Source organism: Chryseobacterium sp. SSA4.19 (assembly GCF_022601875.1).
GTDB lineage: Bacteria > Bacteroidota > Bacteroidia > Flavobacteriales > Weeksellaceae > Chryseobacterium.
Genome location: NZ_JAKVIP010000011.1, coordinates 58,435 through 83,844, shown reverse-complemented (window position 1 = coordinate 83,844; position 25,410 = coordinate 58,435). Strand labels below are relative to the sequence as shown.

Annotated in this window: 25 protein-coding genes; 11 read left to right on the top strand and 14 right to left on the bottom strand. The window is 37.1% G+C overall.

Annotation, left to right across the window (positions count from 1 at the left end):
* Positions 1 to 190 precede the first annotated feature (190 nt).
* Complete coding sequence (ffh, locus tag MKJ01_RS09595; RefSeq protein ID WP_241613500.1) at positions 191 to 1,552, top strand: signal recognition particle protein; 1,362 nt, start codon at positions 191 to 193, stop codon at positions 1,550 to 1,552.
* Between the two features lie 29 nt (positions 1,553 to 1,581).
* Positions 1,582 to 1,854 (top strand): TM2 domain-containing protein, encoded by a 273-nt coding sequence (locus tag MKJ01_RS09590; RefSeq protein ID WP_241613503.1) that lies wholly within the window; start codon positions 1,582 to 1,584, stop codon positions 1,852 to 1,854.
* Positions 1,855 to 1,931: 77 nt separating this feature from the next.
* Here the strand turns inward: MKJ01_RS09590 and MKJ01_RS09585 are convergent, their stop codons facing one another.
* The 6 genes from MKJ01_RS09585 to MKJ01_RS09560 all read right to left on the bottom strand — a co-directional run bounded on the left by MKJ01_RS09585 (position 1,932) and on the right by MKJ01_RS09560 (position 6,621).
* Positions 1,932 to 2,582, bottom strand: coding sequence for an OmpW family outer membrane protein (locus tag MKJ01_RS09585; RefSeq protein WP_241613505.1), 651 nt, complete (start codon positions 2,580 to 2,582; stop codon positions 1,932 to 1,934).
* Between the two features lie 31 nt (positions 2,583 to 2,613).
* The gene (locus MKJ01_RS09580) at positions 2,614 to 3,285 is read right to left on the bottom strand and encodes an outer membrane protein (protein ID WP_241613507.1); all 672 of its coding nucleotides are present in this window, start codon (positions 3,283 to 3,285) and stop codon (positions 2,614 to 2,616) included.
* A 79-nt stretch (positions 3,286 to 3,364) separates the two neighbouring features.
* Entirely contained in the window at positions 3,365 to 4,021 is a 657-nt protein-coding gene (locus MKJ01_RS09575) for an outer membrane beta-barrel protein (RefSeq protein WP_241613508.1), read from the bottom strand.
* A gap of 212 nt (positions 4,022 to 4,233) precedes the next feature.
* Positions 4,234 to 4,743 (bottom strand): hypothetical protein, encoded by a 510-nt coding sequence (locus tag MKJ01_RS09570; protein ID WP_241613509.1) that lies wholly within the window; start codon positions 4,741 to 4,743, stop codon positions 4,234 to 4,236.
* A 108-nt stretch (positions 4,744 to 4,851) separates the two neighbouring features.
* Positions 4,852 to 5,523, bottom strand: a complete 672-nt coding sequence (locus MKJ01_RS09565; protein ID WP_241613510.1) for a porin family protein — start codon at positions 5,521 to 5,523, stop codon at positions 4,852 to 4,854.
* Positions 5,524 to 5,661: 138 nt separating this feature from the next.
* Positions 5,662 to 6,621 (bottom strand): PhoH family protein, encoded by a 960-nt coding sequence (locus MKJ01_RS09560; protein ID WP_241613511.1) that lies wholly within the window; start codon positions 6,619 to 6,621, stop codon positions 5,662 to 5,664.
* A gap of 130 nt (positions 6,622 to 6,751) precedes the next feature.
* Here MKJ01_RS09560 and MKJ01_RS09555 point away from each other — a divergent pair, with 130 nt between their 5' ends.
* The 6 genes from MKJ01_RS09555 to rplI all read left to right on the top strand — a co-directional run bounded on the left by MKJ01_RS09555 (position 6,752) and on the right by rplI (position 11,160).
* Positions 6,752 to 7,579, top strand: a complete 828-nt coding sequence (locus MKJ01_RS09555; protein ID WP_241613512.1) for an S-adenosyl-l-methionine hydroxide adenosyltransferase family protein — start codon at positions 6,752 to 6,754, stop codon at positions 7,577 to 7,579.
* A gap of 63 nt (positions 7,580 to 7,642) precedes the next feature.
* Positions 7,643 to 8,947, top strand: coding sequence for a dihydrolipoamide acetyltransferase family protein (locus MKJ01_RS09550; protein ID WP_241613513.1), 1,305 nt, complete (start codon positions 7,643 to 7,645; stop codon positions 8,945 to 8,947).
* 122 nt (positions 8,948 to 9,069) lie between these two features.
* Positions 9,070 to 9,693, top strand: a complete 624-nt coding sequence (locus MKJ01_RS09545) for a hypothetical protein (RefSeq protein ID WP_241613514.1) — start codon at positions 9,070 to 9,072, stop codon at positions 9,691 to 9,693.
* Between the two features lie 127 nt (positions 9,694 to 9,820).
* The gene (gene rpsF / locus MKJ01_RS09540; protein ID WP_241613515.1) at positions 9,821 to 10,162 is read left to right on the top strand and encodes a 30S ribosomal protein S6; all 342 of its coding nucleotides are present in this window, start codon (positions 9,821 to 9,823) and stop codon (positions 10,160 to 10,162) included.
* Between the two features lie 29 nt (positions 10,163 to 10,191).
* Positions 10,192 to 10,494, top strand: coding sequence for a 30S ribosomal protein S18 (rpsR, locus tag MKJ01_RS09535; RefSeq protein ID WP_056215709.1), 303 nt, complete (start codon positions 10,192 to 10,194; stop codon positions 10,492 to 10,494).
* A 150-nt stretch (positions 10,495 to 10,644) separates the two neighbouring features.
* Positions 10,645 to 11,160 carry a 50S ribosomal protein L9 gene (gene rplI / locus MKJ01_RS09530; protein ID WP_241613517.1) on the top strand — a complete coding sequence of 172 codons (516 nt, stop codon included), beginning with the start codon at positions 10,645 to 10,647 and terminating at the stop codon, positions 11,158 to 11,160.
* A 275-nt stretch (positions 11,161 to 11,435) separates the two neighbouring features.
* Here the strand turns inward: rplI and MKJ01_RS09525 are convergent, their stop codons facing one another.
* A complete protein-coding gene (locus MKJ01_RS09525) occupies positions 11,436 to 12,005 on the bottom strand; it encodes a thioredoxin family protein (RefSeq protein ID WP_241632584.1) in 570 nt (189 codons plus the stop codon).
* A 79-nt stretch (positions 12,006 to 12,084) separates the two neighbouring features.
* On the opposite strand from MKJ01_RS09525, the gene MKJ01_RS09520 reads away from it, so the two are divergent.
* The 3 genes from MKJ01_RS09520 to MKJ01_RS09510 are packed head-to-tail and all read left to right on the top strand — an operon-like array spanning position 12,085 to position 14,539.
* On the top strand, positions 12,085 to 12,969 hold the full coding sequence (locus MKJ01_RS09520; protein WP_241613521.1) for a lysophospholipid acyltransferase family protein: 885 nt from the start codon (positions 12,085 to 12,087) through the stop codon (positions 12,967 to 12,969).
* Positions 12,970 to 12,975: 6 nt separating this feature from the next.
* Positions 12,976 to 13,953, top strand: coding sequence for a glycosyltransferase family 2 protein (locus MKJ01_RS09515; RefSeq protein ID WP_241613523.1), 978 nt, complete (start codon positions 12,976 to 12,978; stop codon positions 13,951 to 13,953).
* Between the two features lie 31 nt (positions 13,954 to 13,984).
* Positions 13,985 to 14,539, top strand: a complete 555-nt coding sequence (locus MKJ01_RS09510) for a 3'-5' exonuclease (RefSeq protein WP_241613524.1) — start codon at positions 13,985 to 13,987, stop codon at positions 14,537 to 14,539.
* A 27-nt stretch (positions 14,540 to 14,566) separates the two neighbouring features.
* Here MKJ01_RS09510 and apaG read toward each other — a convergent pair whose 3' ends face one another.
* The 7 genes from apaG to glgB all read right to left on the bottom strand — a co-directional run bounded on the left by apaG (position 14,567) and on the right by glgB (position 25,199).
* Complete coding sequence (gene apaG, locus MKJ01_RS09505; protein WP_302850482.1) at positions 14,567 to 14,953, bottom strand: Co2+/Mg2+ efflux protein ApaG; 387 nt, start codon at positions 14,951 to 14,953, stop codon at positions 14,567 to 14,569.
* A gap of 82 nt (positions 14,954 to 15,035) precedes the next feature.
* On the bottom strand, positions 15,036 to 16,268 hold the full coding sequence (gene odhB / locus MKJ01_RS09500) for a 2-oxoglutarate dehydrogenase complex dihydrolipoyllysine-residue succinyltransferase (protein WP_241613528.1): 1,233 nt from the start codon (positions 16,266 to 16,268) through the stop codon (positions 15,036 to 15,038).
* A 38-nt stretch (positions 16,269 to 16,306) separates the two neighbouring features.
* The gene (locus tag MKJ01_RS09495) at positions 16,307 to 19,120 is read right to left on the bottom strand and encodes a 2-oxoglutarate dehydrogenase E1 component (protein WP_241613530.1); all 2,814 of its coding nucleotides are present in this window, start codon (positions 19,118 to 19,120) and stop codon (positions 16,307 to 16,309) included.
* Between the two features lie 123 nt (positions 19,121 to 19,243).
* Positions 19,244 to 20,284, bottom strand: coding sequence for an SRPBCC domain-containing protein (locus MKJ01_RS09490; RefSeq protein WP_241613533.1), 1,041 nt, complete (start codon positions 20,282 to 20,284; stop codon positions 19,244 to 19,246).
* Positions 20,285 to 20,353: 69 nt separating this feature from the next.
* Entirely contained in the window at positions 20,354 to 21,622 is a 1,269-nt protein-coding gene (locus tag MKJ01_RS09485; RefSeq protein ID WP_241613535.1) for a glucose-1-phosphate adenylyltransferase, read from the bottom strand.
* Positions 21,623 to 21,843: 221 nt separating this feature from the next.
* Entirely contained in the window at positions 21,844 to 23,250 is a 1,407-nt protein-coding gene (locus MKJ01_RS09480; RefSeq protein WP_241613537.1) for a glycogen synthase, read from the bottom strand.
* Entirely contained in the window at positions 23,247 to 25,199 is a 1,953-nt protein-coding gene (glgB, locus tag MKJ01_RS09475) for a 1,4-alpha-glucan branching protein GlgB (protein ID WP_241613539.1), read from the bottom strand. The genes MKJ01_RS09480 and glgB overlap by 4 nt, the downstream gene beginning before the upstream one ends.
* Positions 25,200 to 25,410: the final 211 nt, after the last annotated feature.

Sequence of the window (25,410 nt, the reverse complement as noted above, 5' to 3'; positions counted from 1 at the left end):
TTTATTTATTCTGCCTAACATCCATTAGGCTTATTTTAAGTGTCACAAAAATATACTTTTTATATCGGATTACGGCATCATTTGATTTTTATCATCCGATTAATCTTTTCCTACTATATATTATTACGTATAGAAGACTCAGATATTCTAAAAATTCCTTATTTTTGCACACTTATAATTTACAATACATATGTTTAATAGCTTACAGGATAAATTAGACAAGGCGCTTCACAATATTTCCGGAAGAGGAAAAATCACGGAAATCAATGTTGCGGAAACCGTAAAAGAGATTCGTAGAGCATTGGTGGATGCCGATGTTAATTATAAAGTGGCCAAAGATCTTACGAAAAGGGTTCAGGATAAAGCGTTGGGACAGGATGTTCTGACTTCGCTGACTCCGGGACAGCTGATGACGAAAATTGTTCACGACGAACTGGTAGATCTGATGGGAGGTTCCCAGGAAGGTATTAATCTTTCAGGAAAACCCTCTGTGATCCTCATTGCGGGACTTCAGGGTTCCGGGAAAACAACTTTTTCAGGGAAACTGGCTCATTATTTAAAAACAAAAAGAACTAAAAAACCTTTATTGGTAGCCTGTGACGTATACCGTCCTGCTGCAATTGACCAGCTAAAAGTTTTGGGAGGGCAGATCGGAGTTCCTGTTTTTACTGAAGAAGATTCTAAAGATCCTGCTGCGATTGCTGAAAATGCCATTAATTTTGCAAAGTCAAATGGCCACGATGTGGTGATCGTAGATACAGCAGGCCGTCTTGCAGTTGATGAGCAGATGATGAACGAAATCAAAACCGTTCACTCTGTGATTAAACCGAATGAAACTTTATTCGTTGTGGATTCCATGACAGGTCAGGATGCCGTGAATACCGCAAAAGCCTTTAACGATACCTTAAATTTTGACGGTGTTGTGCTGACAAAATTAGACGGTGATACGCGAGGTGGAGCTGCCCTGACGATCCGTTCTGTTGTTGAAAAGCCGATTAAATTTATTTCCACTGGTGAAAAAATGGAAGCTTTGGACCTTTTCTATCCGGAAAGGATGGCAGACAGGATCTTAGGAATGGGGGACGTTGTTTCCCTGGTAGAAAGAGCCCAGGAGCAGTTTGACGAAGAAGAGGCTAAAAAGCTTCACAAAAAAATCGCTAAAAACGAATTCGGTTTTGATGATTTCCTTAAACAGATCAACCAGATTAAAAAGATGGGTAATATGAAGGATCTGATGGGGATGATTCCGGGTGTGGGAAAAGCGATCAAAGACGTGGAAATCAGTGATGATGCCTTTAAACATATTGAAGCAATCATCCATTCCATGACTCCTGACGAAAGAAGAAGACCTTCCATTATCAATACCCAGAGAAAAAACAGGATTGCCAAAGGGGCAGGAAGAAAAATTGAAGATGTCAATGCATTGATGAAACAGTTTGACCAAATGGGAAAAATGATGAAAATGATGCAGGGACCTCAGGGAAAACAGATGATGCAGATGATGAGCAAAATGCCGAATATGCCTGGAATGGGCGGAATGTTCGGGAAATAAACATCAATTAAACACTAAAAAATTACAATATGGAAATTAATGAAAAACAGGGCAATTACCTCCAGCCTTATAGATCAGAAAAAAAAGTAGTTGCCGGGATATTAGGGATATTGCTGGGAACTTTTGCAATTCATAAGTTCTATCTGGGATATACAAAGACTGCAGTCATCCAATTGATTTTAGGTTTGGTAAGCTGTGGGATTGTCGGGATTGTCGGATTTATTGAAGGAATTATTTACCTGACCAAATCTGATGAAGAATTCGACAGAACCTATGTTCATAACCAGAAAGAATGGTTTTAATAATAATACTTTAATAGGTAATATAAAATCCGGCTTATATAAAATGAGCCGGATTTATTTTTTCTAAAAATAATTGCTTATTTATCAGATTTCTCAGCTTTACTTTTGATAAAATAAGAGAACCCTACGCTAACACCAAAATTACTTCTGGTCGTTTTGTAATCAATTCCCGAATACGTTTCTTTGTTGGAAAACTGATCAAATCCAAGCCCCAGGTTAATCCCTAAAGACTGAGTTGCCATATACGTAATGCCTCCTTTTGCTTTCCAGGCTAAACCATCTGTTGTTGATTCGGCATCCGCTAAAAGAATAGGATCAACAATAAGATCACCAAAGTTATATTTTACTTTGTTTGTAGAGTATCCGATACCTGCTCCTAAAAACGGGATAAATTTGCTGCCCGTCTGAAAATAATAAGTGGCCGTCGGCATAACAGAGAATGAAGAAACTGTAACCTTATTTTTATTTTGTTTAGTTGTACTGCTGTTGAAGCCTAAATCAATTCCTACTGCCAATCCATCAATAACAAAATATCCGACAGACGGAGTAACAGAAAATGAACTTACTTTAGTTTCGTCATATTTTGTTCCGTTTACTTTTGTATTGGTATTCATACTGTTGAAGCCAATCCCTGTATTTCCACTGATTACCCAGTCGCCTTTAGTCATTTGAGCATTAGAAAATCCGAATAGTGCTACCACACCTGCTACTGCTAATAATTTTTTCATAGTTATTTATTTAAATAATTTCAATCTTAATTTATTTGGCAAGAATATACTTTACTCCGAAAGTTACAGAAGAAAGGTTTAACCCGAAATTATAGTTCCTGCTATAATCATCATCTACATCTTTATATTTTATTTCCTTATATCCAAACTCGCCTAACGTAGCCTCTAGCGACCAGTTTTTATTCAGAAAATAATCAAAGCCGGGCTTTATATGTATTCCGATGGAAGTGTATTTTCTTTCAATCGAAAGTTTTTGCAGATCATAAATCCCATACATCTCAGAAACATTTAATACATCAGCCTCCTGATTAAGTTTACCGAATTCCATTGGCACTTCAAGCTGCCCGAAAATATACAGATTATCTGAAAGATTCCAGTATTTTCTAACAAAAGGAGCTATTACAATAGTATTGGTTTTTCCTGTATAATCGATAGTAGTAAAAAAGGACTCATTGTTATAGGTCTGAAAGTAATCCCGTTTGCTATACTTATATCCTAAACCCGTTCCCAGAACTAAGTTGGGTGCAACAAATACACCTACCGTAGGAATTATCTGGAAATTTTGTTCATTATAATGTAGATTTTCTTTATTTTCTTCCTTAGAATAATTCAACTGTCCGGACACATAGATAGTTCCTCTGTTAATCTGAGCATTTGAAAGACTGAAAAGTACAGTCAAAATGGCAAATATTAGTTTTTTCATGATCTTAGTTTAATTTATAGTAAGCAAAAAAGCCCAGAGTCATGAACTGAGGGCTTTCTTGCTTGATATGCTTTGTTTATTATTTGGCAAATACATACTTAACTCCGAATGTTACAGAAGATAAGTTTAAGCCGAAGTTATAATTGTTAGTTGCATCACCTTCTTTTGGCTTATAATTGCTATAACCAAATTCTCCGATTGTAGCTTCAATAGACCAGTTTTTGTTTAAGAAATAATCTAAACCTGGTTTTACAGTAACACCAACTTGAGTGTATTTAGCTTCAGTAGAATTTGTTGTTGTAGAAGTTGTAGAACCTGATGTAGCAACAGTACTGTTTTCAACTTCAGTTTTCCCAAACTCCATTGGCACTGCTAATTGTCCAAAGATGTATAATTTATCTCCTAAAGTCCAATATTTTCTTACAAAAGGAGCAACAACAAAAGCCGGTGTTTTAGTTTCGTTAGTAGATACTATTGTAGTACTTGGAAGTAAAGTTGTATTAATATTAGTAACTTTTTCAGTTTGATATCCAATTCCTAAACCTACTGCTAAGTTTGTTCCTACGAAATACCCTACAGTTGGTAAAACATTGAATTTTTCTGTTTTATTATTACCATTATTTTTCTCTACTTGAGAATATTGAACAGAACCTGACAAATACGCTGTTCCTTTAGCAATTTGAGCATTAGATAAACCGAATAGTGCAACAGCACCTGCTAATAATACTTTTTTCATTTTATTAAAAATTTAATACTTTCTGAGAACAAATTTACTCTGATGCCGTGGTAGTATTACAATTTGTTAATGTGATTAATATCAGTGAAAATTATTAGCAATTTCCGACTAAAAAAATTATTAAATAAGAGTTCTTACCGTTTTCACAAAATTTTGAATAAAAAAACTCCAATTTTTCAATCGGAGTTAAATATAGTTGATTTTTAAAAATCTTAATTTAAGAAGAAATTAGCGCCAAAGTTGATTGCGCCGAAGCTAAACCGGTCATTACGATCCCAGTAAAAGTCACGATTCTTATATTTGCTGCTTACATTTTGGAAGCCTATATATAATTCTGCCTTTTTCATCTGATAACCTACCCTTGGTGCTACATATAAACCGCTGTTGATATAATTTTTGGTAGAAATTGCTGCTCCGAGGTCCAGGCCTACAAACAGAGGAATTTTAGCAAACGTGTATTTTCCTGATGCTGCAATAGGCACAAAACCAAAATCTTCAAACCTGTCTTTCCCGAAAAAATGCGAATATCCTGTGGTTGCACCGATGTCCAGACCTTTGGTAATATTCCACATATAAGCGGCATCTATACCTAACGTAACGCTTGCCGCATCTGAAGCATCACCCAGCGGAGCACCGATATGGCCTCCCAATCTGAATCCTTCTTGTGCCTGCGCAACACCTCCTAAAAGTGCAAAAGCACCTAATAATAGTAATTTTTTCATTTTAATACGTTTATATATTCAAAAAATTAAATAAAATGTGGTATCATGATATACAACAAAAAAGCGATACAAATTTTGTACCGCTTAGTTTTTTTGGATAAATTACTTTTAATTATTCCCAAACTTAAATCCTACACCGATCTGTGCAAAACTGTTGGTCACTTTCTCTCCGTTAACAGGATCCTTGGACAGGTTAGACACTCCCATATTGTATCTTACATCAAAGAACAATCCGTTTTCCAACATATATTCAGCACCAAGGAAAGGAGCAATATTTAAGGTATTCATCTGGTCTTTAATATCTCTCTCATCGTTCCCTTCAAGCTCAAATCCCGGAATAATTCCTCCTAAGCCTAAATCGGCAGAAAGTTTTTGCTTTGCAGAAAGAATAACTCCGAAACTTGCTCCGGCAGAAACCGATAAGCCTTCTGTAATAAAGTATTTGGCTGAAATAGGAACCAATAAAGTATGATAAGTCTGTTTTGCTTTTACATTTAAAAATGTATTAACATCATCCGGGTCAGATTCAGTAATGCTTAGCTTCCCACCAAGTGGAGAATACAATACCTCTCCCTGTAATCCGAATTTATCACTGATTTTATATTCAGCCATTCCGCCAATATAAAACGTATGTACAGGATCAGAAGTTTCTGAATTGGAATTATCTTTAAGTTTAACGGTTGAATAAGAATATCCGGCTTTTGGTCCAAACCTGAATTCCTGAGCTTTTAAACTCATTCCCATTACAGCAACCGCTGCCAGAAGTAATATTTTCTTCATGTTTAATAGTTTTTTAATTAATTCGAAGGCAAAAATAACATTTTTTTTCAAATATGAAAATCAAATGACATTTCATGGTATCAAACAAAAATGAAGAATACTATTATTCTCCATTTTTATTTTGACGTTATAATCGGGCTACTCGTTTTTCTGCTTCTTATCTTCACTGTTATAAGCCAGAATAATTTTCCGTACCACGGGATGCCGTACCACATCTTCTTCGGTAAGATGTACAAACCCGATTTCTTTTACATCTTTCAGGATTCTCATAGCTTCTTTTAACCCGGACTGCTGTTTTGGCGGCAAATCGACCTGGCTGGGGTCACCAGTAATGATGAATTTGGCATTCATTCCCATTCTGGTTAAAAACATTTTCATCTGGGAATGGGTTGTATTTTGTGCTTCATCAAGGATAACAAAGGCATCGTCCAGCGTTCTTCCTCTCATAAAAGCCAACGGTGCCACTTCAATAATTTTTTTCTCAATAAATCCCTCTAATTTTTCGTGAGGAATCATATCACGTAAGGCATCATACAAAGGCTGTAAATACGGATCCAGCTTTTCTTTGAGATCACCCGGCAGAAATCCCAGGCTCTCTCCTGCTTCCACAGCTGGTCTCGTTAAAACAATTCTTTTTACTGATTTATCGCGCAGTGCTCTTGCGGCTAATGCTACACTGGTATATGTCTTTCCTGTTCCCGCAGGGCCTATTGCAAAAACCATATCTTTCTTCTCTGTTTCTTTTACCAGCTTTTTCAGATTGGTGGTTTTCGCCTTGATAATTTTCCCGTTAACACCTTTTACAATAATATCCTGATCAAAAACCAGCTGTTTCTCATTTTCATCTTTTATATTGAGAATGTTTTCAACATCTTTCAGTCCGATAGAATTGTTCTTTGAGATATAGCCTACGATATCATCAAGCTTTTTCTTAAAGATATCAAGAGCCTCCTGATTGCCCATGGCAAAAATATAATGATCCCTTCCTGTAATCTTAAGTGTCGGGAAAGTAGATTTGATGACATTGAAATATTGGTTATTAACTCCATAGAAGATTTTTGCGTCAATATCTTCCAAATCATATGTTAATTCGAACATGCAGTATTTATTAATTTAGATTTTAAATTTAAAGCTTTTTTTGAAATTTATATCAAATTCTTTTCCACAATCTTCCCGGCTTTCTTTTTATTTTAGATAAATTTGCACTTCTATTATTCAAGAATAATCAATGTCAATCATTACGCTAACTTCAGATTTCGGAAATTTGGATTACAGAGTTGCCGCTGTAAAGGGCAGCATCCTTTCTCTGAATCAGGATGTTACTATCGTTGATGTCAGCCATGAAATCCAGGCATTCAATCTTGTACAGACTTCTTATATCGTAAGAAATGCCTACAAACATTTTCCGAAAGGCACCATCCACATTCTTTCTGTTGACAGTTTTCACCACAAATCCAGGAAAAATATTGTCTGCAGAGCAGATGGACATTACTTTATCGCTGCCGATAACGGGCTGGTAAGCCTGGTCTTTTTTGACATTAAACCGGAAGCGATTTATGAAATAACCCTGAATAACAGATTTGATGATATTGTTAATTTTACATCAACCGATGTTCTTGTTCCTGCTGCCGTGCATCTTGCCAATGGCGGGCTCCCGGAAGTTATCGGCCGGAAAATTGATACTGCAAAGCAGCTCCTGTTTCCAAAGCCCGTGTATAATGATTCTGAAAAAATGATCATCGGTGAAGTGATGTACATTGATAATTTCGGAAATATAATCTCAAATATCAATAAGGATTTATTTGAAACCATTGGGAAAGGATATGAAAATTTCACTATAAAATTCAGGAACCTTGCCCTCTCAAAGGTATTCAGCAGCCATACGGAAGTGGTTTCCGACTGGGAAAGGGAAACGGAATTCCACGGGCAGTCTGCTGCAATTTTCAATGACAGTCAGCTTTTGGAGCTAACGATTTACAAAGGCAGTAAAAAAAACGGCGCCAAAACTTTGTTCGGCCTTAACGTTGGAGAAAATATTTACATTGAATTTTTCTAACTTTTAATATTTCATAAAAAAATCGTTTTTTTTTATATATTTGTCAAAATCTAAAAATTAAAAATGGCAGAGTACAAATTATTGCTTCCTTCCATGGGTGAAGGCGTTATGGAGGCGACGATTATCACTTGGTTGTTCAACGAAGGTGATGATGTTAAAGAAGATGATTCCGTAGTGGAAATTGCAACTGACAAGGTAGATTCAGATGTTCCGACACCGGTTTCCGGGAAAATCGTAAAGATCCTGAAACAGAAAGACGAAGTTGCCAAGGTAGGTGAAGCTATTGCTATTTTAGAAATTGAAGGAGAAGGCGGAAATGCTGCTTCTGAAGAGGTAAAAGCAGAAGCTCCTGCTGCAGAAATCTTAAATACGATTGAACAGCCGCTGCAATCAGCTGTTTCAACGCAGGAATTTTCCGGAGATTTATATCTGTCTCCTCTCGTAAAATCAATTGCACAACAGGAAAACATTTCTGAATCTGAACTTAAATCCGTTAAGGGAAGCGGTTTGGAAGGAAGAATAACCAAAGAAGATATTTTGGCGTACGTTGGAAACCGAGGAAGCCAGCCTGCTCCACAAGCTGCTCCGGCACAACCGTCAGCTCCTGCCGTACAGTCAGTGGCAACTGCGGCTCCTGCTGCTACAATTACGGCTTCAGCCGGTGATGAAATCATTCCGATGGACAGAATGAGAAAAATCATTGCCGAAAACATGGTAAAAGCGAAGCAGACGGCCCCACATGTTACTTCTTTTATTGAAACGGATGTAACCAACGTTGTAAAATGGAGAAATAAAAACAAAGCACTTTTTGAGAAACGTGACGGTGAAAAGCTTACCTTTATGCCGATTTTCGTAAAAGCTGTCGTAAAAGCAATCCAAGACTTCCCTATGATCAATGTTTCTATCAACGGGGACAATATCATAAAAAAGAAGAATATCAATATCGGTATGGCAACTGCTTTACCAGATGGAAACTTAATTGTTCCTGTGATTAAAAATGCAGATCAGCTGTCTCTTTCGGGATTGGCAAAAGCGATCAACGATTTAGCATACAGAGCAAGAAATAAAAAACTGAGACCTGAAGATACGCAGGGTGCAACGTATACGATTTCCAATGTGGGAAGTTTCGGAAACCTGATGGGAACACCAATTATCCCTCAGCCTCAGGTTGCGATTCTGGCTATCGGAGCAATCGTTAAAAAGCCTGCAGTTCTTGAAACGGCTGACGGTGATGTAATTGCCATTAGAAATCTGATGTTTATGTCCCATTCTTACGATCACAGAGTGGTTGACGGTTCTTTAGGCGGAATGATGCTGAAACACGTTCACGATTACCTTGAAAACTGGGATCTGAATACCGAAATATAAGTAATGAGTAATTGGTAATGAATAATTTGCCGGTTAAGAATATAAAAACCTTCGGAAAATCCGGAGGTTTTTTGTTTGCGGGATGATGAAATAATTTTATCTTTAACTAAACGATTTATAGAATGGAACTCGATTTCAGAAAATTGAATGCCGATAAACTTTTTGATTTCTCCAAAGAACAGGAACAATTGATTTTTAATGTTTATGACAGACTATTCGGAATGTATGATATTTCGGTTGTTAGGATTGAAGATTCACCTTTTCAGGCTTTTAAGTCCGGTGAAGAAAAATCTTTATTCAGCCCGAAAATTTGTTATTTCATTACGGATAAAAATAAGGAAAACCCATTTTATCTTTTTATTGTCAGCAAAATCGGCACTACAGTAAAGGGTGCTCGTACGACGGCTTTATACGACAGCCTGCAAATCTGGGGAATGAAAAAGCTAAATGAAAATTTCGGTTATATTTCCATCAACAAAAAGAAATGGGCCGATAAAATTGCAGCCATATTCAGCCGTTTTAATGTTAATTTTAAAGATCATGACTTTAAAGATTTTTATGTTTTGGGAAGCGATAAATGCAAAGTGGCAGCTTTTCTGGATACTCAAAGAAAAGAGCTGATCAAAAAATTCCCGGATGAAGATTTCAGACTGGAAATTAAAAACGATATTTTGCTATTCGGACTTCTTAAAGATCTTTCTGAAAAAAACGCATTCATCATTGCTGAATTTTTAAAGAAAATATAAATACTATTTCAAGAATTGATATTGCATCCTGTCAATAATACTTCATTAACTTCTGCAATATCTTGCATATTACAAATAATTTAAATACTTTTGCACCTCGAAATAATTAACAAATTCATTTAACATTATGAACAATTACGAAACTGTTTTCATTTTAACTCCCGTTCTATCTGAGGCTCAGGTGGAGGAAGCAGTGAACAAATTTGTAGATCTTATCAAAGAAAAGAACTGCGAAATCGTTGCCAAAGAAAACTGGGGATTAAAAAAATTAGCGTATCCTATCCAATTGAAAAAGAACGGATTTTACACTTTAATCGAATTTAAAGGTGAAGGTTCTGTAGTAGCTGATCTTGAATTGGCATTCAAACGTGACGAGAGAGTAATCCGTTACCTGACTACAAAATTAGACAAGCACGCTATCGACTACGCTGTGACCAGAAGAACAAAAGCAAAAGCAGCTAGAGCTTAATTATTAACCCTATTTAAAAAAGACAAGACATGGCAATAGATGATATGGCTAAACAAGCCTCAGCTGGAGGAGAATCAGAAGTAAAATTCCTTACTCCGCTTGATATCAATACAAAATCTGAAAAGAAATATTGTAGATTTAAAAAATACGGAATTAAGCACGTTGATTACAAAGATGCTGATTTCTTATTACAGTTCGTAAATGAGCAAGGTAAAATCTTACCAAGAAGATATACCGGAACTTCTTTAAAGTACCAGAGAAAAGTTTCTGCTGCAATCAAAAGAGCAAGACATTTAGCTTTGATGCCTTACGTAGCTGACTTATTGAAATAAAACAAAATAAATAAAGGAAGAGGGAAACCTCTTCTTTTGTTGCTGAATACATCATTAAATTCTAACTTGATTTTAGATTAGATCTCAGAAATAAGGTTTAAGCCTGACATCTGATATCGGGTATCTAACATCTAAAAAAGGACAACAACAATGGAAATTATCCTAAAAAAAGACGTAGAAAACTTAGGTCTTGAATTCGACACAGTAAGCGTTAAGCCTGGTTACGCAAGAAACTTCCTTATCCCTCAGGGATTTGCACTTTTAGCTACTCCTAAAAACAAAGCGGCTCTTGAAGCTACTTTAGAATCAAGAAAAGAAGAGGAAGCTAAATTGGTTGCAACCGCTAACGGTATTGTAGATCAATTGAAGAAAACTTCAATCACAATTCCTGCAAAAGTAGGTTCAGGTGATAAATTATTCGGATCTATCAACAATGCTGACCTTGCTGCTGCTTTAGAAAAAGCAGGTGTTTCTGTAGATAAAAAATACATCAAGATTCCTGGAAACACCATCAAGAGAACCGGTAAAGTTACGGCTAATATCAGATTACACAGAAATGTTGAATACAATTTCGAATTCGATATTGTATCTGATGCTCCTCCTGCTCCGGCAGCTGTTCCTGCTCCTAAAAAAGAAGAAGCTAAACCTACTGAAGAAGAAGCTTAAGACAAAGATATTTTCTCAAGATATAAACCCATTTCATATGAAGTGGGTTTTTGTTTTTTCATTTGATAAATTATCCAGATTAAAATTAAGCCCATTAAATTCAGAAAATTGAATAAAAAGGAAAAAATATAAATCGTTCATTAAATCATCATGAATGCATCATGAAATATGCGTATGAGTTAATTCGGAGGGAGAAAATCATGGTTATTTATTCTTTAAATCAATTTGATCAAATTGATTTAAAGAATAAAACCGGAAAATATCCGGTTTTATATTTAAGATTTTGGAGTCCACTGATTAAAAAATTCTTTTACTTTTTCCAAACTGTATCCTTTTCCTTCTTCCAGTAATTCACTATTCTGAATATGAATCATTTTCCCATTTTTATCCAAAACAATGAATACTGGATAACCGAATTTGTCTCCCGGATTTCCATATTTAGCAAAAATCTTTTCATTCTTATTATCCGGGGAATAATTAAGATGATAATATAAATAATTATCGTCCACCATTTTCTTTAACTCAGGAGTTGTCTGTACAAAATTATTGAATCGCAAACACCAGATACACCAGTTTCCTCCGGCTTGAATCATAATATTCTTCTTTTCTTTTTTTGCTTTGGCAATCAGGTTCTGAAGATCTTTTTCAGCATCTGCTTTCGGATTATAAGGCTTCGGTAATTTTGAATTTTCTTCTGCAGCCTTTTTCTTTGCTTCCAGCTCTGCATGGTCAGCTTGTACCAACAAAGCTTTATCTGTTTCCCGCACTTCGGGATTATTTTTCACCTGCTGAGAAAAAGCAATTGCACTAAATCCCAGAAAAGCTGTTAACACCATTTTTTTCATAGTATAAAAATAAAAAAATAATACTTATTGCCAGCAAAAACAGAACCATAATTTTATTATCCGTAAATTTGCATGTTTTATGAATTTACTGATCAAAATATTAAACTTAATTTCAAGATTACCGCTGAAAATCCTGTATGTTTTTTCAGATCTTATATTCTTTTTAAACTATTATTTGGTTGGTTACAGAAAAGAAGTAATTACCCAAAATTTAAAGAACTCATTCCCTCTGAAATCTGATAAAGAAATTGCCGGGATCAGAAAAAAATTTTACCGTAATTTCTCCGATTATCTGGTAGAGACCATTAAGTCTTTTACCATTTCAGAAACAGAAGCCCGGGTAAGGATGCAGCATATTAACCAGGAAGCATTTCATCAGGCAAAGGCAGAAGGTAAGAATATTATCCTGCTAGCAGGACATGTATTCAACTGGGAATGGATGAATGCTCTGGCGACAATTACTCCGCAGGAACACAGCCATCCTGTATACAGAAAAGTAAACAATGATTTCTGGGAAAATCAAATGAAAATGATCAGGAATAAATTCGGTAATGAGGCACTTGAAGCCAATGAGGTTATCCTCAATATTTTCAGATCAAAGAATGACGGCAATGCAGCCTATATGTTTGTAGCTGACCAGACACCCCATTTTTCTCATATTACGTACGGACTTGAATTTCTGAACCAGAGAACTCCTGTCTTTACAGGATATGATAAATTAGCCACCAGAATGGAGCTTGCCTTTATTTATTGTGAAATGAAAAAGGTAAAACGAGGTTTTTACCAGGTAAATTATCACAGGATTGAACCTGACGGAGAAAAATTTGTTGAGCATGAGGTGGTTAAAAAATTCCATAAACTGCTTGAGAATACGTTGCACAAACGCCCTGATAATTATCTCTGGTCACATAGAAAATGGAAATACCAGGATTCTATTAAAAATTTTGATTCTGAAAAAAAATAACTTCACATGTCCGAAAAATTAGCTGTGGTGATTTTAAACTGGAACGGGAAAAACTGGCTTGAAAAGTTTCTTCCTTATGTGGTCCGGTTTTCTCAAAATGCAGATATCAACGTCATTGATAACTGCTCTACAGATGATTCTGTTCAATTTTTAAAAGATAATTATCCTTCAGTAAGAATTATCCTGAACAATAAAAATTACGGCTTTGCAGGCGGCTATAACGAAGGCTTGAAAAATGTAAACAATCAGTATTACTGTCTGCTGAATTCAGATGTGGAAGTTACGGAAAACTGGATTGATCCTGTTTTGGAACTATTTGAAAAAGATTTGTCAGTTGCTGCTGTACAACCTAAAATTTTATCTTTCAACGATAAAAAGTATTTCGAGTTTGCCGGGGCCGCCGGAGGACTGATTGATAATCTTGGATACCCATACTGCAGAGGAAGGATTTTTGATGATGTGGAAGAAGACAAAGGCCAGTATGATGATGAAACGGAGATCTTTTGGGCTTCAGGCTGCTGTTTATTTATCCGGTCAGAAGATTTTTGGGCACAGAATGGTTTTGATGAACGTTTTTTCGCCCATCAGGAAGAGATCGATCTTTGCTGGAGATTAATTAATTCAGGAAGAAAAATCTTTTATACAGGGAAATCAAAAGTATATCATGTAGGAGGCGGAACTTTAAATAAACAAAGTGCTCAAAAGACTTATCTGAATATCAGAAATAATCTTTCGATGATGCTGAAAAACCTGCCGTTTCCAAAACTTTTGGGGATTATATTTTTAAGACTTTGCCTGGATGGTTTTGCTGCCGTTTATTTTGGATACAAATACGGTATTTCCCATTTTTGGGCTTTTGGCAGAGCACATTATTCATTTTATATTCAGGCTGCAGGAACATGGAAACGCAGACAGAAACATCAGAAGGATAAATTTTATCAGTCCAAATGGCTGATCTTTAAACACTTTTTAGGATCAAAATAGTTTAATTTAAATTAATATCATTTAAAAATTAATGGATTTTTGTGCATTAGACTTTGAAACCGCTACGCATGAAAGAAACTCAGCCTGTGAGCTGGGAATCTGCATCGTGCAGGACTCTGAAATTGTAGAAACAAAAACATGGTTAATCAAGCCACCGAGCTTTCCCTATTTCAGTCCGTTTAATGTCGATGTACATGGAATCATTCCTGATGATGTTAAAGATGCACCTACTTTCGACGAAATCTGGTATGAAGTTGAAGAAATGATGTACGGGACACTTATGATTGCTCACAATGCAGGTTTTGATGCCGGAGTATTGCGGGGTTGCCTAAACCATTACGGAATGTTTACGCCAAAAATGAATTATATGTGCAGCATCCAACTTGCTAAAAAGTCGTGGAATTATCTGCCAAAATATGGCTTAAAACATTTAGCAGAATATCATCAGATTAAATTCAATCATCACAGGGCCGGAGATGATGCGGAAGTTTGTGCAAAAATATCTTTACTGGCTTTTGAAAAACTGCTTCTTACCAGCAATGAAGAGGTTTCTGACTATATGAAATTAAAGATCAAAAAACTTTAATTTAATTACAATAAAATGTATGTAATTTTAATTGCTCAATACCTCTGATAACAGATTGAATTTAGGAATATCAATTTCGAAATTTTCCTGAGTTTCCATATTTTTAACAAGATATTTTCCACTCATGTTGCCTACGCCTGAACGCAGCATAACATTCGAAAAATAGGTAAAATTTTCATTAATGGCAATTTCAGGCGTTAAGCCGATAACTCCGTCACCGATAATTTCTGTGTACCCAAAACCTACATCGAAAATCAGCCATTTCCTTTTGAGGACTTTGATAGGAAAATCTCCTTCATTTTCAATGGTAATATTATATTTGAAAACGTGCCGGTTTTCAGAGGGATAACTGTTCTTACTATCATACTCAGGCATGACTGAAACTTTTATATTGGAAGTTATTTTTGAGAACATCATGTTGGTATTTATAAGAAGGGATACAAAAATCTCGCCTTTTTGAAGGCGAGATTGTAAAATTTATATGATAATGAGTGAATTATAAACCCAACCCTTTTCTCTCATCTCCGCCCATTAAAATGGCAACCGGGTTATCAATAGCTTCTTTTACCGCTACAAGGAATCCTACAGATTCTTTACCATCGATAATTCTGTGATCGTAAGACATGGCCACATACATCATCGGACGGATAACTACCTGCCCATCAACAGCAACCGGTCTCTGGATGATATTGTGCATTCCCAGGATCGCAGACTGAGGAGGATTAATAATCGGTGTAGACATCATAGAACCGAAAGTACCGCCGTTTGTAATGGTAAAAGTACCGCCTGTCATTTCATCAACGGTAATCTTTCCGTCTCTTACTTTTACAGCAAGATCTTTAATGTTGGCTTCAACGCTCTGGAAAGACATATTTTCAGCATTTCTCAATACCGGAACCATTAATCCCTTAGGACCTGAAACCGCAATGGAAATATCACAGAAATCGTAGTTTACTTTGAAGTCTCCGTCAATTGATGCATTTACATCAGGATACATCTGTAATGCTCTGGTAACCGCTTTGGTAAAGAAAGACATGAAACCAAGTCCTACTCCATGCTTCTGAGCAAATTCTTCTTTATATTGTTTTCTCAGCCTGAAGATTTCGGACATGTCCACTTCATTGAAAGTTGTTAACATGGCTGTTTCATTCTTTACAGAGACTAATCTCTGAGCAATCTTTCTTCTTAGAACTGAAAGTTTGGTTGTAGTCGTAGATCTTGAACCGGTAGCACTAATAGGATTTCCTCCCAATGCAGGCACTGCTGCCAGTTCAGCATCAGATTTAGAAATTCTACCGTCTCTTCCTGATCCTGAAACCTGAGAAGCGTCAATCCCTTTTTCGTCAAGAATCTTTTTAGCAGCAGGAGACGGAGCACCTGTTGCATAGGTTTGAGTGGCAGCAGGCTTAGGAGCTTCCTGTTTAGCAGGCTCAGCCACTTTCGGTGCTTCAGCCGCCGGGGCAGCAGGAGCATCACCTGCAAGTTTTGCAGCATCCCTATCAATTAAACAAACCACTTGTCCTACCTGTACCACATCTCCTTCTTCAGCTTTTAAAGTAATAATACCGCTTTCTTCAGCAGGCAGTTCAAGCGTCGCTTTATCTGAATCCACTTCAGCGATGGGCTGATCTTTTTCTACGTAATCACCATCTTTCACAAGCCAGGTTGCAATTTCAACTTCTGTAATTGATTCGCCCGGTGAAGGAACTTTCATTTCTAAAACTGACATATCGTATTTTTTATTTTTTATTGATTATTATTTTAAAATTAAGCAGTTACAGGTCTTTTTGCAGGAGCATCATCTCTGTCAAATACTCTGTTGATTACTGCATTCTGGTTTTTCTCAAACATTTTATGGCTTCCCGGGGCCGGAGCACCGCTTGGTACAGGCGCTATGACCTGGATTCCCGTATCTCTGAAGTTTCTGAGAATATAAGACCAAGCCCCCATGTTTTCAGGTTCTTCCTGAGCCCATACCAATGATTTTCTGTTTTCATATTTATCAAAGATAGCCTGGATAGCATCAGACTGAAGAGGATATAGCTGTTCGAATCTTACCAATGCGATATTTTCAGCATTCAGTTCTTCTTTCTTAGCTAATAGCTCAAAGTACAGTTTACCAGAACAAAGAACTACTTTTTCCACTTTTTTAGGATCTGCAGCAGGATCGTCTAAAATCGGCTGGAATCCTTTTTCTGAGAAATCTTCAAGCGGAGAAACCACTTTCGGATGTCTTAATAATGATTTTGGGCTCATAACAATTAAAGGCTTTCTGAATGGCCATTTCAATTGTCTTCTCAACAAATGGAAATAGTTGGCAGGAGAAGTAATATTTGCCACTACCATATTTTCATTGGCACAAAGCGTAAGGAATCTTTCCAGTCTGGCTGAAGAGTGCTCAGCTCCCTGACCTTCTGAACCGTGAGGCAACAGCATCACCAATCCATCCTGAATTTTCCATTTTTCTTCTGCAGCGGCCAGGTATTGGTCAACAATAATCTGTGCACCGTTTACGAAATCCCCGAACTGAGCTTCCCATATCGTCAGTGTATTCGGAGAAGCCATTGCATATCCATAGTCAAAACCTAATACTCCATATTCGGAAAGGTGGGAATTATAAATATCAAACCTGTTTTCAGAAACATGTCTTAACGGGATATATTCTTCTTCGGTATCTTCTGTTTTTATTACGGCATGTCTGTGAGAGAAAGTTCCTCTTTCCACATCTTCGCCAGAGATTCTTATGTTGTGACCCTCGGTAAGCAACGTAGCATAGGCTAACCATTCTCCTAAAGCCCAGTCTAATGAATTACCTTCAATCGCTTTAATCCTGTTTTCAAAAAGTCTGGTAATTTTATTGATGAACTTTTTATCAGAAGGAAGTGTCGACATTTTAAGAGCCAGTTCTTTCAGCTTTGTAAAATCGTATTTAGTGTCAACAGCTTCCTGAACTGCTCCTTTTTTGGCAATCGGATAATTTGTCCAGTCTTCTGCCATGAAAACGTCCATTACATTTTTCTCAATCTCTTTGGAAGCATCGAAGTCTTTATCCAAAAGCCCTTTGAAATCAGCTTCCATTTTAGCAATGACATCGTTTGATGTAATGTTATCTTTTAATAATTTATCTTTATAAATTTCTCTTGGGTTCGGATGCTTTGAAATCAGTTTATATAAATTAGGCTGGGTGAATCTTGGTTCATCACCTTCGTTGTGACCATATTTTCTGTATCCTAATAAGTCGATATACACATCTTTACCGAATTTCGCTCTGAAATCAGCAGCAAAATGCATAGCATGAACTACTGCTTCCGCATCATCAGCGTTTACATGCATTACTGGAGATTCTGTAACTTTCGCAACATCTGTACAATACGTAGAAGACCTTGCATCCATATAATTGGTGGTAAATGAAACCTGGTTATTGACAACAATATGAACTGTACCACCCGTTTTATATCCTTCCAAAGTCATCATCTGAGCCACTTCATAAGCGATGCCCTGGCCAGCCAATGCACCGTCACCATGAATAATGATTGGTAAAACTTTAGAATAATCTTTATATTTATCATCCACTTTTGCACGGCAGATTCCTTCTACAAGAGCAGCTACCGTTTCCAGATGAGAAGGGTTCGGCGTTAAATTGATAGAAACTTCTTCCCCGGAGGCAGTCTTCACTTTTTTAGATGATCCTAAGTGATATTTTACGTCACCGGAAAATACATCTTCTTCAAATTCTTTTCCTTCAAATTCAGAAAAAATCTGTTTGTAGGATTTACCGAAAATGTTGGATAAAACATTTAATCTACCTCTGTGTGCCATTCCTAACACCACTTCATCAACACCCAGCTGAGAAGATTTCGAGATCAGTTGATCCAATGCAGGAATCAATGTTTCCCCTCCTTCCAGTGAGAATCTTTTCTGGCCGACAAATTTAGTATGAAGATAATTTTCAAATGCTACCGCCTGGTTTAATTTTAATAAAATTTCGGTTTTTTCGTTTGCTGAAAGATTGGGATGGTTTTCATTAACCTGAAGCCATTTTTTAATAAAATCTTTTTCTTCAACATTGTTAATGTGCATGTATTCAACACCGATAGAATCACAATAGATGTTTTCAAGGTGTTTAATCAGATCCTGCAATGTTGCAGGTTCTTTCATCCCTGTTTCAACGGCACAGTTAAATTTTGTCTGCAAATCCGCATTACTCAGACCGAAGTTTTCGATATCCAAAGTTGGTGTATAATGCCTTCTTTCTCTAACAGGATTTGTTTTAGTGAATAAATGGCCTCTCGTTCTGTATGCTTCGATAAGGTTGACTACCTTAAACTCTTTTTTTATGTGCTCCGGAACTTCACCGTTGGCTGCTGCCTGGGAAATTTGCTGTACTGCAGGTGCAGAAGCTGCGGAAGTTTGAATATACTGAATATTGTCATCATCCCCGTAGTTCTCCAGCGCAAAATCAAAGCCCTGAAAAAAGGCCTTCCATGATGGTTCTAAAGAGTCCGGGAACTTTAAATACTGTTGGTATAAATCCTCAATTAACTGAGAATGAGCTGCGTTTAGGAATGAAAATCTGTCCATTATTACAGTTTATCTGTTATTAAAATTTGTTAGTAGAATTAATCTTCAAATTTAATAAAAAAAACCGAGGTAGAACAGCCTTTAAACTATTAAAAAAACTATAAAAAATTTATTTCAGGGAATTTATTTAAATACTGATAATGAGAGTTTCATATTGACATCCTGATCCTCTACCGGGCGTTCTATAAAAGTCTGGCGAATGTCATTAAAGCGCATTTCATCTTTTTTCGCCTTCTGGATTAACTGCTGTATGGCTTTCACCCTTCCGTTATAATTTCCTTTGTAATAGATGATATAATTCTGAGTAGCATTCTGGGTTCTGAAACTGAAATTGTTATCCGTTATTCCGAACTTTTTAGACAATGGAACCCCAAGGAAATAAGAAACTTCCTTATCTTTGTAATTATCGGCATCAGTAATCAGCACCGGAAAACCGAATTCATCATCTTTTTTACCCAGATCCATCGTGGTGTAATTATATATTTTATTATAATTCATTACAATGTTTTTATAAAGCGCATCTTTTTTATTGGAAGTACTGACATTGATCCCAAGCAGCAGTTTTTCCTCTTCGTTTTCAACCATGATGCTGTCATATTTGATGGAAGCCATCTGATGGTCTTTCTCAACTTTATTACCTAAAGCATTTTTCAGGTTGATCATACTTTTGTCGATGTTTTCAGCAAACCGGTCTTCTGTCCAGAAATTTCCAACTCTTTTTAAAATAGACAGTTTTGGCGTATGAACAACCCATGTAATTTTAGTTTTTTCTGCAGATAGTGGTTTAAATTTAACATCCACCATAGTAGGACTTTCATTCCGGTCTTCAAAAAGCTGATATCTCAGTGTTTTATTCGGGTTTTCATAACGGATAAACATTTCACCGTCCGTCTCGTTTTTCGGATCCGTGTAACTGATAGAGCTTCCCTGCCCTTCGTAAGGCGTATAATAATCAATATCAATGGACGATGACTGGGTAAAGAAGTTATTCCAGCGCGTAAAATGCTGCAGGTTATTAAACTGGCTGAAAACCTTTTCCACAGGATAATCGATTTCCTTTTCTATCCGGAAATCCCTGCTTTCATCTACAAAATAATACATCGAAGCCGCATAAGCCCCGATCAGCAACACAATAAATACCGCTATGATCTTAAAAAAACGCATCGCACAAATGTAGTACAAATAACAAAAGTGACCAATATATTGATCACTTCTGCCATATGTTTGTTTAAATTATCCAATATGCGTACCGTGTGTAAGGACTGCTCCCTTTTTCACTACGATAATACCATCCTGTACGGAATATGTTCCATAATCTCCATCCTCAAGATGTTTTCCTCCAATGATACGAACATTATCGCCAATATTGCAGTTTTTATCAAGAATGGCTTTTTCAATATAGCAGTATTTACCAATCCCCATGCTCGGACGACCTTCACGCTCATTGCTGACAATTTCATTGGTATCCTGATAGAAATCAGATCCCATAACATAAGAGTTGACAATGGTACTGCCTTTATCAATACGCGTCCTGTTCCCGATCACTGAATTTTCAATTTTATCAGCCATAATAATACATCCGTCGCCAAAAACCGCTTTGCTCACGTAAGAGCCGTTGATTTTGGATGGAGGAAGCATCCTGGCCCTTGTGTAAATCGGTGAAGAAGAAAACAGGTTGAATTGCGGGAAATCCTGGCAAAGATCTAAATTGGCCTCGTAGAATGATTCAATTGTCCCGATATCTGTCCAGTATCCTTCATACTGATAGCTTAAGGTCGTATATTTTCCGATAGAATTCGGGATAATATCTTTACCGAAATCGTCTCCTGCTCCTTCCTCAAACATCTTTTTCAAAATGCTCTTAGTGAAAATATAAATCCCCATGGAAGCAAGGTATTCTTTTCCTGCATGCTTATTCTCCTCAGACACTTCAGACTGCAGGCCGTTCAACATATCATAACCTGGTTTTTCCACAAATGAAGTAATGTTCCCTTCATCATCGGAACTTAGAATACCAAACCCGGTAGCATCTTTTGCATTTACGGGAATGGTTGCAATCGTTACATCACCACCTCTTTCAATATGGAAATCCAGCATCTCCTTGAAATCCATCTGGTACAACTGATCGCCGGAAAGGATTAAGATATACTCATAATCATATTTGTCCAGATGTTTCATCGACTGACGCACGGCATCAGCAGTCCCTTGGTACCAGCTTTCATTTTCCACGTTCTGTTCTGCTGCAAGAATGTCGACAAAACCTTTGCTGAAAATATCAAAATGATAAGAGTTCTTGATGTGCGAATTTAAAGAAGCTGAATTAAACTGAGTCAGGACAAGGATTTTATTCATTCCTGAATTCAGACAGTTGGAAATAGGAATATCTACCAAACGGTATTTGCCTGCAATCGGCACGGCCGGTTTTGATCTCGTATACGTTAAAGGAAAAAGCCTGGTTCCTCTGCCACCCCCTAAAACAATGGATATAACATTGCGGTTCATAAATTATGTTGCGTTTTCTTTGAATTAATATTATTTATCTGATATATCAGTTTATGTTGCTCAACCAGGCCATGCTTTTAGGAAGAAATAATACTCCTGTTGCGCTATTCTTTCAGGACGGTTGATGTGCATTATTAGGCTTTGTAAATCCGTCTCACTGAGCACCGCAAACATTAAACCAAACCTACCATATAAGCTATGTTTTTTTATATTTTTTATTATTAGCTCATGTATAAAGCTATATATTTTTCCGCTGATTTCTCCCATGCAAAATCAAAACTCATATTAGCCTGGATCAGGTTTTCCATAAGCCCTTTCTGATTATAAACCATTAAAGCCCGGTTCATGGCATGAATAACATCATCTGCTCCCGGATAAGTAAAATTGATTCCAGCACCACCTGTTGAAATATCCTTTACGGTATCCCTCAGTCCTCCGGTATAAGAAACGACCGGAACAGTTCCGTATTTCATGGAATACATCTGATTCAGTCCACAAGGTTCAACTCTTGAAGGCATCAGTAAAAAATCTGCTGACGCATAAATCTGGTGTGAAAGATGCTCTTTATATCCTAAATCGAGTGCAAAGTTGCTGTATGTATAATCATATTCTTTCAGCTTATTTTCAATATATGGATTTCCTGAACCAAGGATCATGATATTCAGGGCACCGAAACTCTGCTTAATGCTTCTCTGAACGATATCAGGAAGCAAATCGGCTCCTTTCTCCGTAGCAAATCTTCCGATAAAAGCAAACAGCGGCAGTTCAGGTCGTAAACCATATTCTTTGCAGATATTCTGCTTGTTTTTCTTTTTCTGAACGATAACATCCTGTTGACTGAAATTAAAATCCAGCATCGGATCCGTTTCAGGATTCCAGACTTCCGTATCAATTCCGTTAATTATTCCGTGCGCTTTTCCGGACTCATACCGCACCAGGTTTTCAAGTCCTTTAAAGTTTACAAAAAGCTCTTCAAGATATCCCTGGGAAACCGTAGTAAATGCATGGGAACATTTAATCATACTTGCGAGCGGATTGATCAGCCCGTTCCAGTCCATCAGTCCCCATTTGTACGGATCAAATGACGGCATATACCTAGCCATTTCCCAACTCATCATTCCCTGGTATTCGCCATTATGAATGGTCCCAATGGTTTTAACCCCTTTTAAAAAAGAAAATTCATGGCAATGTTCAACCATAAACGGCGCCAGGCCTGTATGATAATCATGGCAATGCAGAACATCCGGACGTATTTCCATCGCACTCAGCCAGTGCAGTACGCCGTGCTGAAAACCCAGGAACTGAAAATTTTCATCCTGGTATCCGTATGGGTTGTCTCTGTCCAGCAATCCCGGAATCCTGACCAGATACAGCTCAAATCCCAGCGTATCGGATTTTTCTTTCAGTACCTGTACCTGAAGCATATTGGGTCCCTGATGGATAAATCCGTCAAAGACAATATCAAATTTGTGGTCTGAGACAAAAGGTTTGTTGTACCATGGCATCACTACTTTCGCATCAACTCCTTTACTTTTATTCTGATATTTAGGCAAAGCTCCTACGACATCGGCCAGTCCTCCTACTTTTGCCACCGGATAACATTCCGTACTTAGATGATATATGATCATTTTTTACTTTTATCTTTATTAATCGTTTTCTTTTGCGATTGTATTTCTTTTTTTCTTAAGACAATTCCTGATAACGGCGGCAGGTTGATACTGATTGTTTTCTGATATCCTTTATAATTTTCCTCCTCTTCTTTGAAAATATCAGCACGTACTCCGCTGCCTGCATATTTTTCATCATCAGAATTAAAAACAACATTCCATTGGCTTCCGGCAGGAACTCCGATTGTGTAATCGAGTACGCGTGGAGTCAGATTGAGGATAACCATTAATACATCAACTTCTTTTTTTCCTTTTCTTAAGTAAATGTATACCGAATTTTCCTGATCATCGGCTTCAACCCATTCAAACCCACTGCTGTCAAATTGGTTTTCATAAAAAGCTTTTTCATTTTTATACAGATGGTTTAAATCCTTTACCAATGTCTGTAAACCTTTATGAACAGGATACTGCAGCAAATGCCAGTCCAGACTCCTTGTAAAATTCCATTCACCGGTCTGGGCAAACTCATCTCCCATGAATAAAAGCTTAGCACCGGGATGTGTAAACATATAGACATACAGGGCACGAAGATTGGCAAATTTCTGCCATTCGTCACCGTGCATTTTATAGATCAGGCTGGCTTTTCCATGTACGACTTCATCATGGGACAAAGGCATCATATAATTTTCATTATACATGTACATCGAGGCAAAAGTCAGCTTATGATGATAAAATTTCCTTTCAATCGGATCTTTTTTAAAATAGTTCAGGGTATCATGCATCCAGCCCATCATCCATTTCATTCCAAAACCTACTCCTCCGTCATGAACCGGTTTTGTAAGCATAGGAAAGTCTGAGCTTTCTTCTGCGATGGTAATGATGTTATCCCCGAATTCTTTATATACGGCAGTATTAAAATCCTGCAAGAAAGCCTTCGCTTCGAGATTAACGTTATCACCGTAAATATTGGGTTCCCATTCCCCTTCATTCCTTGAATAATCAAGATGGAGCATCGAAGTTACAGCGTCAACACGCAATCCGTCTGCATGATAACGTTCCAGCCAGAACATGGCATTGGAAATAAGAAAAGATTTTACTTCATTTCTTCCGTAGTTGAAAATATAGGACTTCCAGTCGGGATGAAATCCTTTCCTCGGATCTTCGTGTTCATAAAGGTATGAGCCGTCAAACCGGTGCAGTCCGTTGGCGTCCCCCGGAAAATGGGAAGGCACCCAGTCCAAAATAACGCCGATATCGTTCTGATGAAGCTCATCAATTAAAAACATCAGATCCTGAGGCGATCCGAATCGTGAAGTGGCCGCAAAGAAACCTGTAATCTGGTATCCCCAGCTCGGGTCATATGGATACTCCATGACCGGCATAAATTCTACATGGGTAAATCCCATTTCTTTAACGTAAGGCACCAGCTTTTCCGCTATATTGCGGTAGTTGGGATAATCATCAGGATGATCATCTGTTCTTACCCATGATCCCAAATGAAGTTCATATACGGAAACGGGAGCTTTAAGGCTGTTCTTTTTCCAGCGGTCGGCAAGCCAGTCTTTATCATTCCATTCATACCATGTGGTAGAAATCAGCGAGGCCGCCTGAAGATTCTGCTCCCAGCTTAATGCATAAGGATCACTTTTTTCCAGCATTTCTCCTGCAGCTGTTTCAACAGCATATTTGTATAAAGTCCCCCACGTTAAACCTGCAATAAAACCTTCCCAGATCCCGGATCCGTCCCATCTTGGAAAAAGGAGGTGTTCCGAAGGGTTCCAGCTGTTGAAGTTCCCGATTACGGAAACACGCTTTGCATTCGGAGCCCATACTGAAAAATAAACGCCTTCTGATCCGTCTTTTTCCACAGAATGGGCACCAAATTTATCATAAAGCTTATAATGGCTCCCTTCTTTAAAAAGGTAAATATCGTGATCCGTAAAAAGAGTATAGGGTTTAACCGAATTCATGACGGTTTGTTTAATTTTTATATTTTCTGAAACTAATAAAACAAACAGCAGGAAGTGTTAATTATTAGTGAAGTTATTATTATATTAATATCAACGACATACCATCATTTGTATCTACCAAATATATTAATTTTTAATCACCTTTTAACGTTTTAAAGGTAATGAGATTTAAAAGATTTTTTTTTAAATTTAGCAATTGGAATTTTAAACA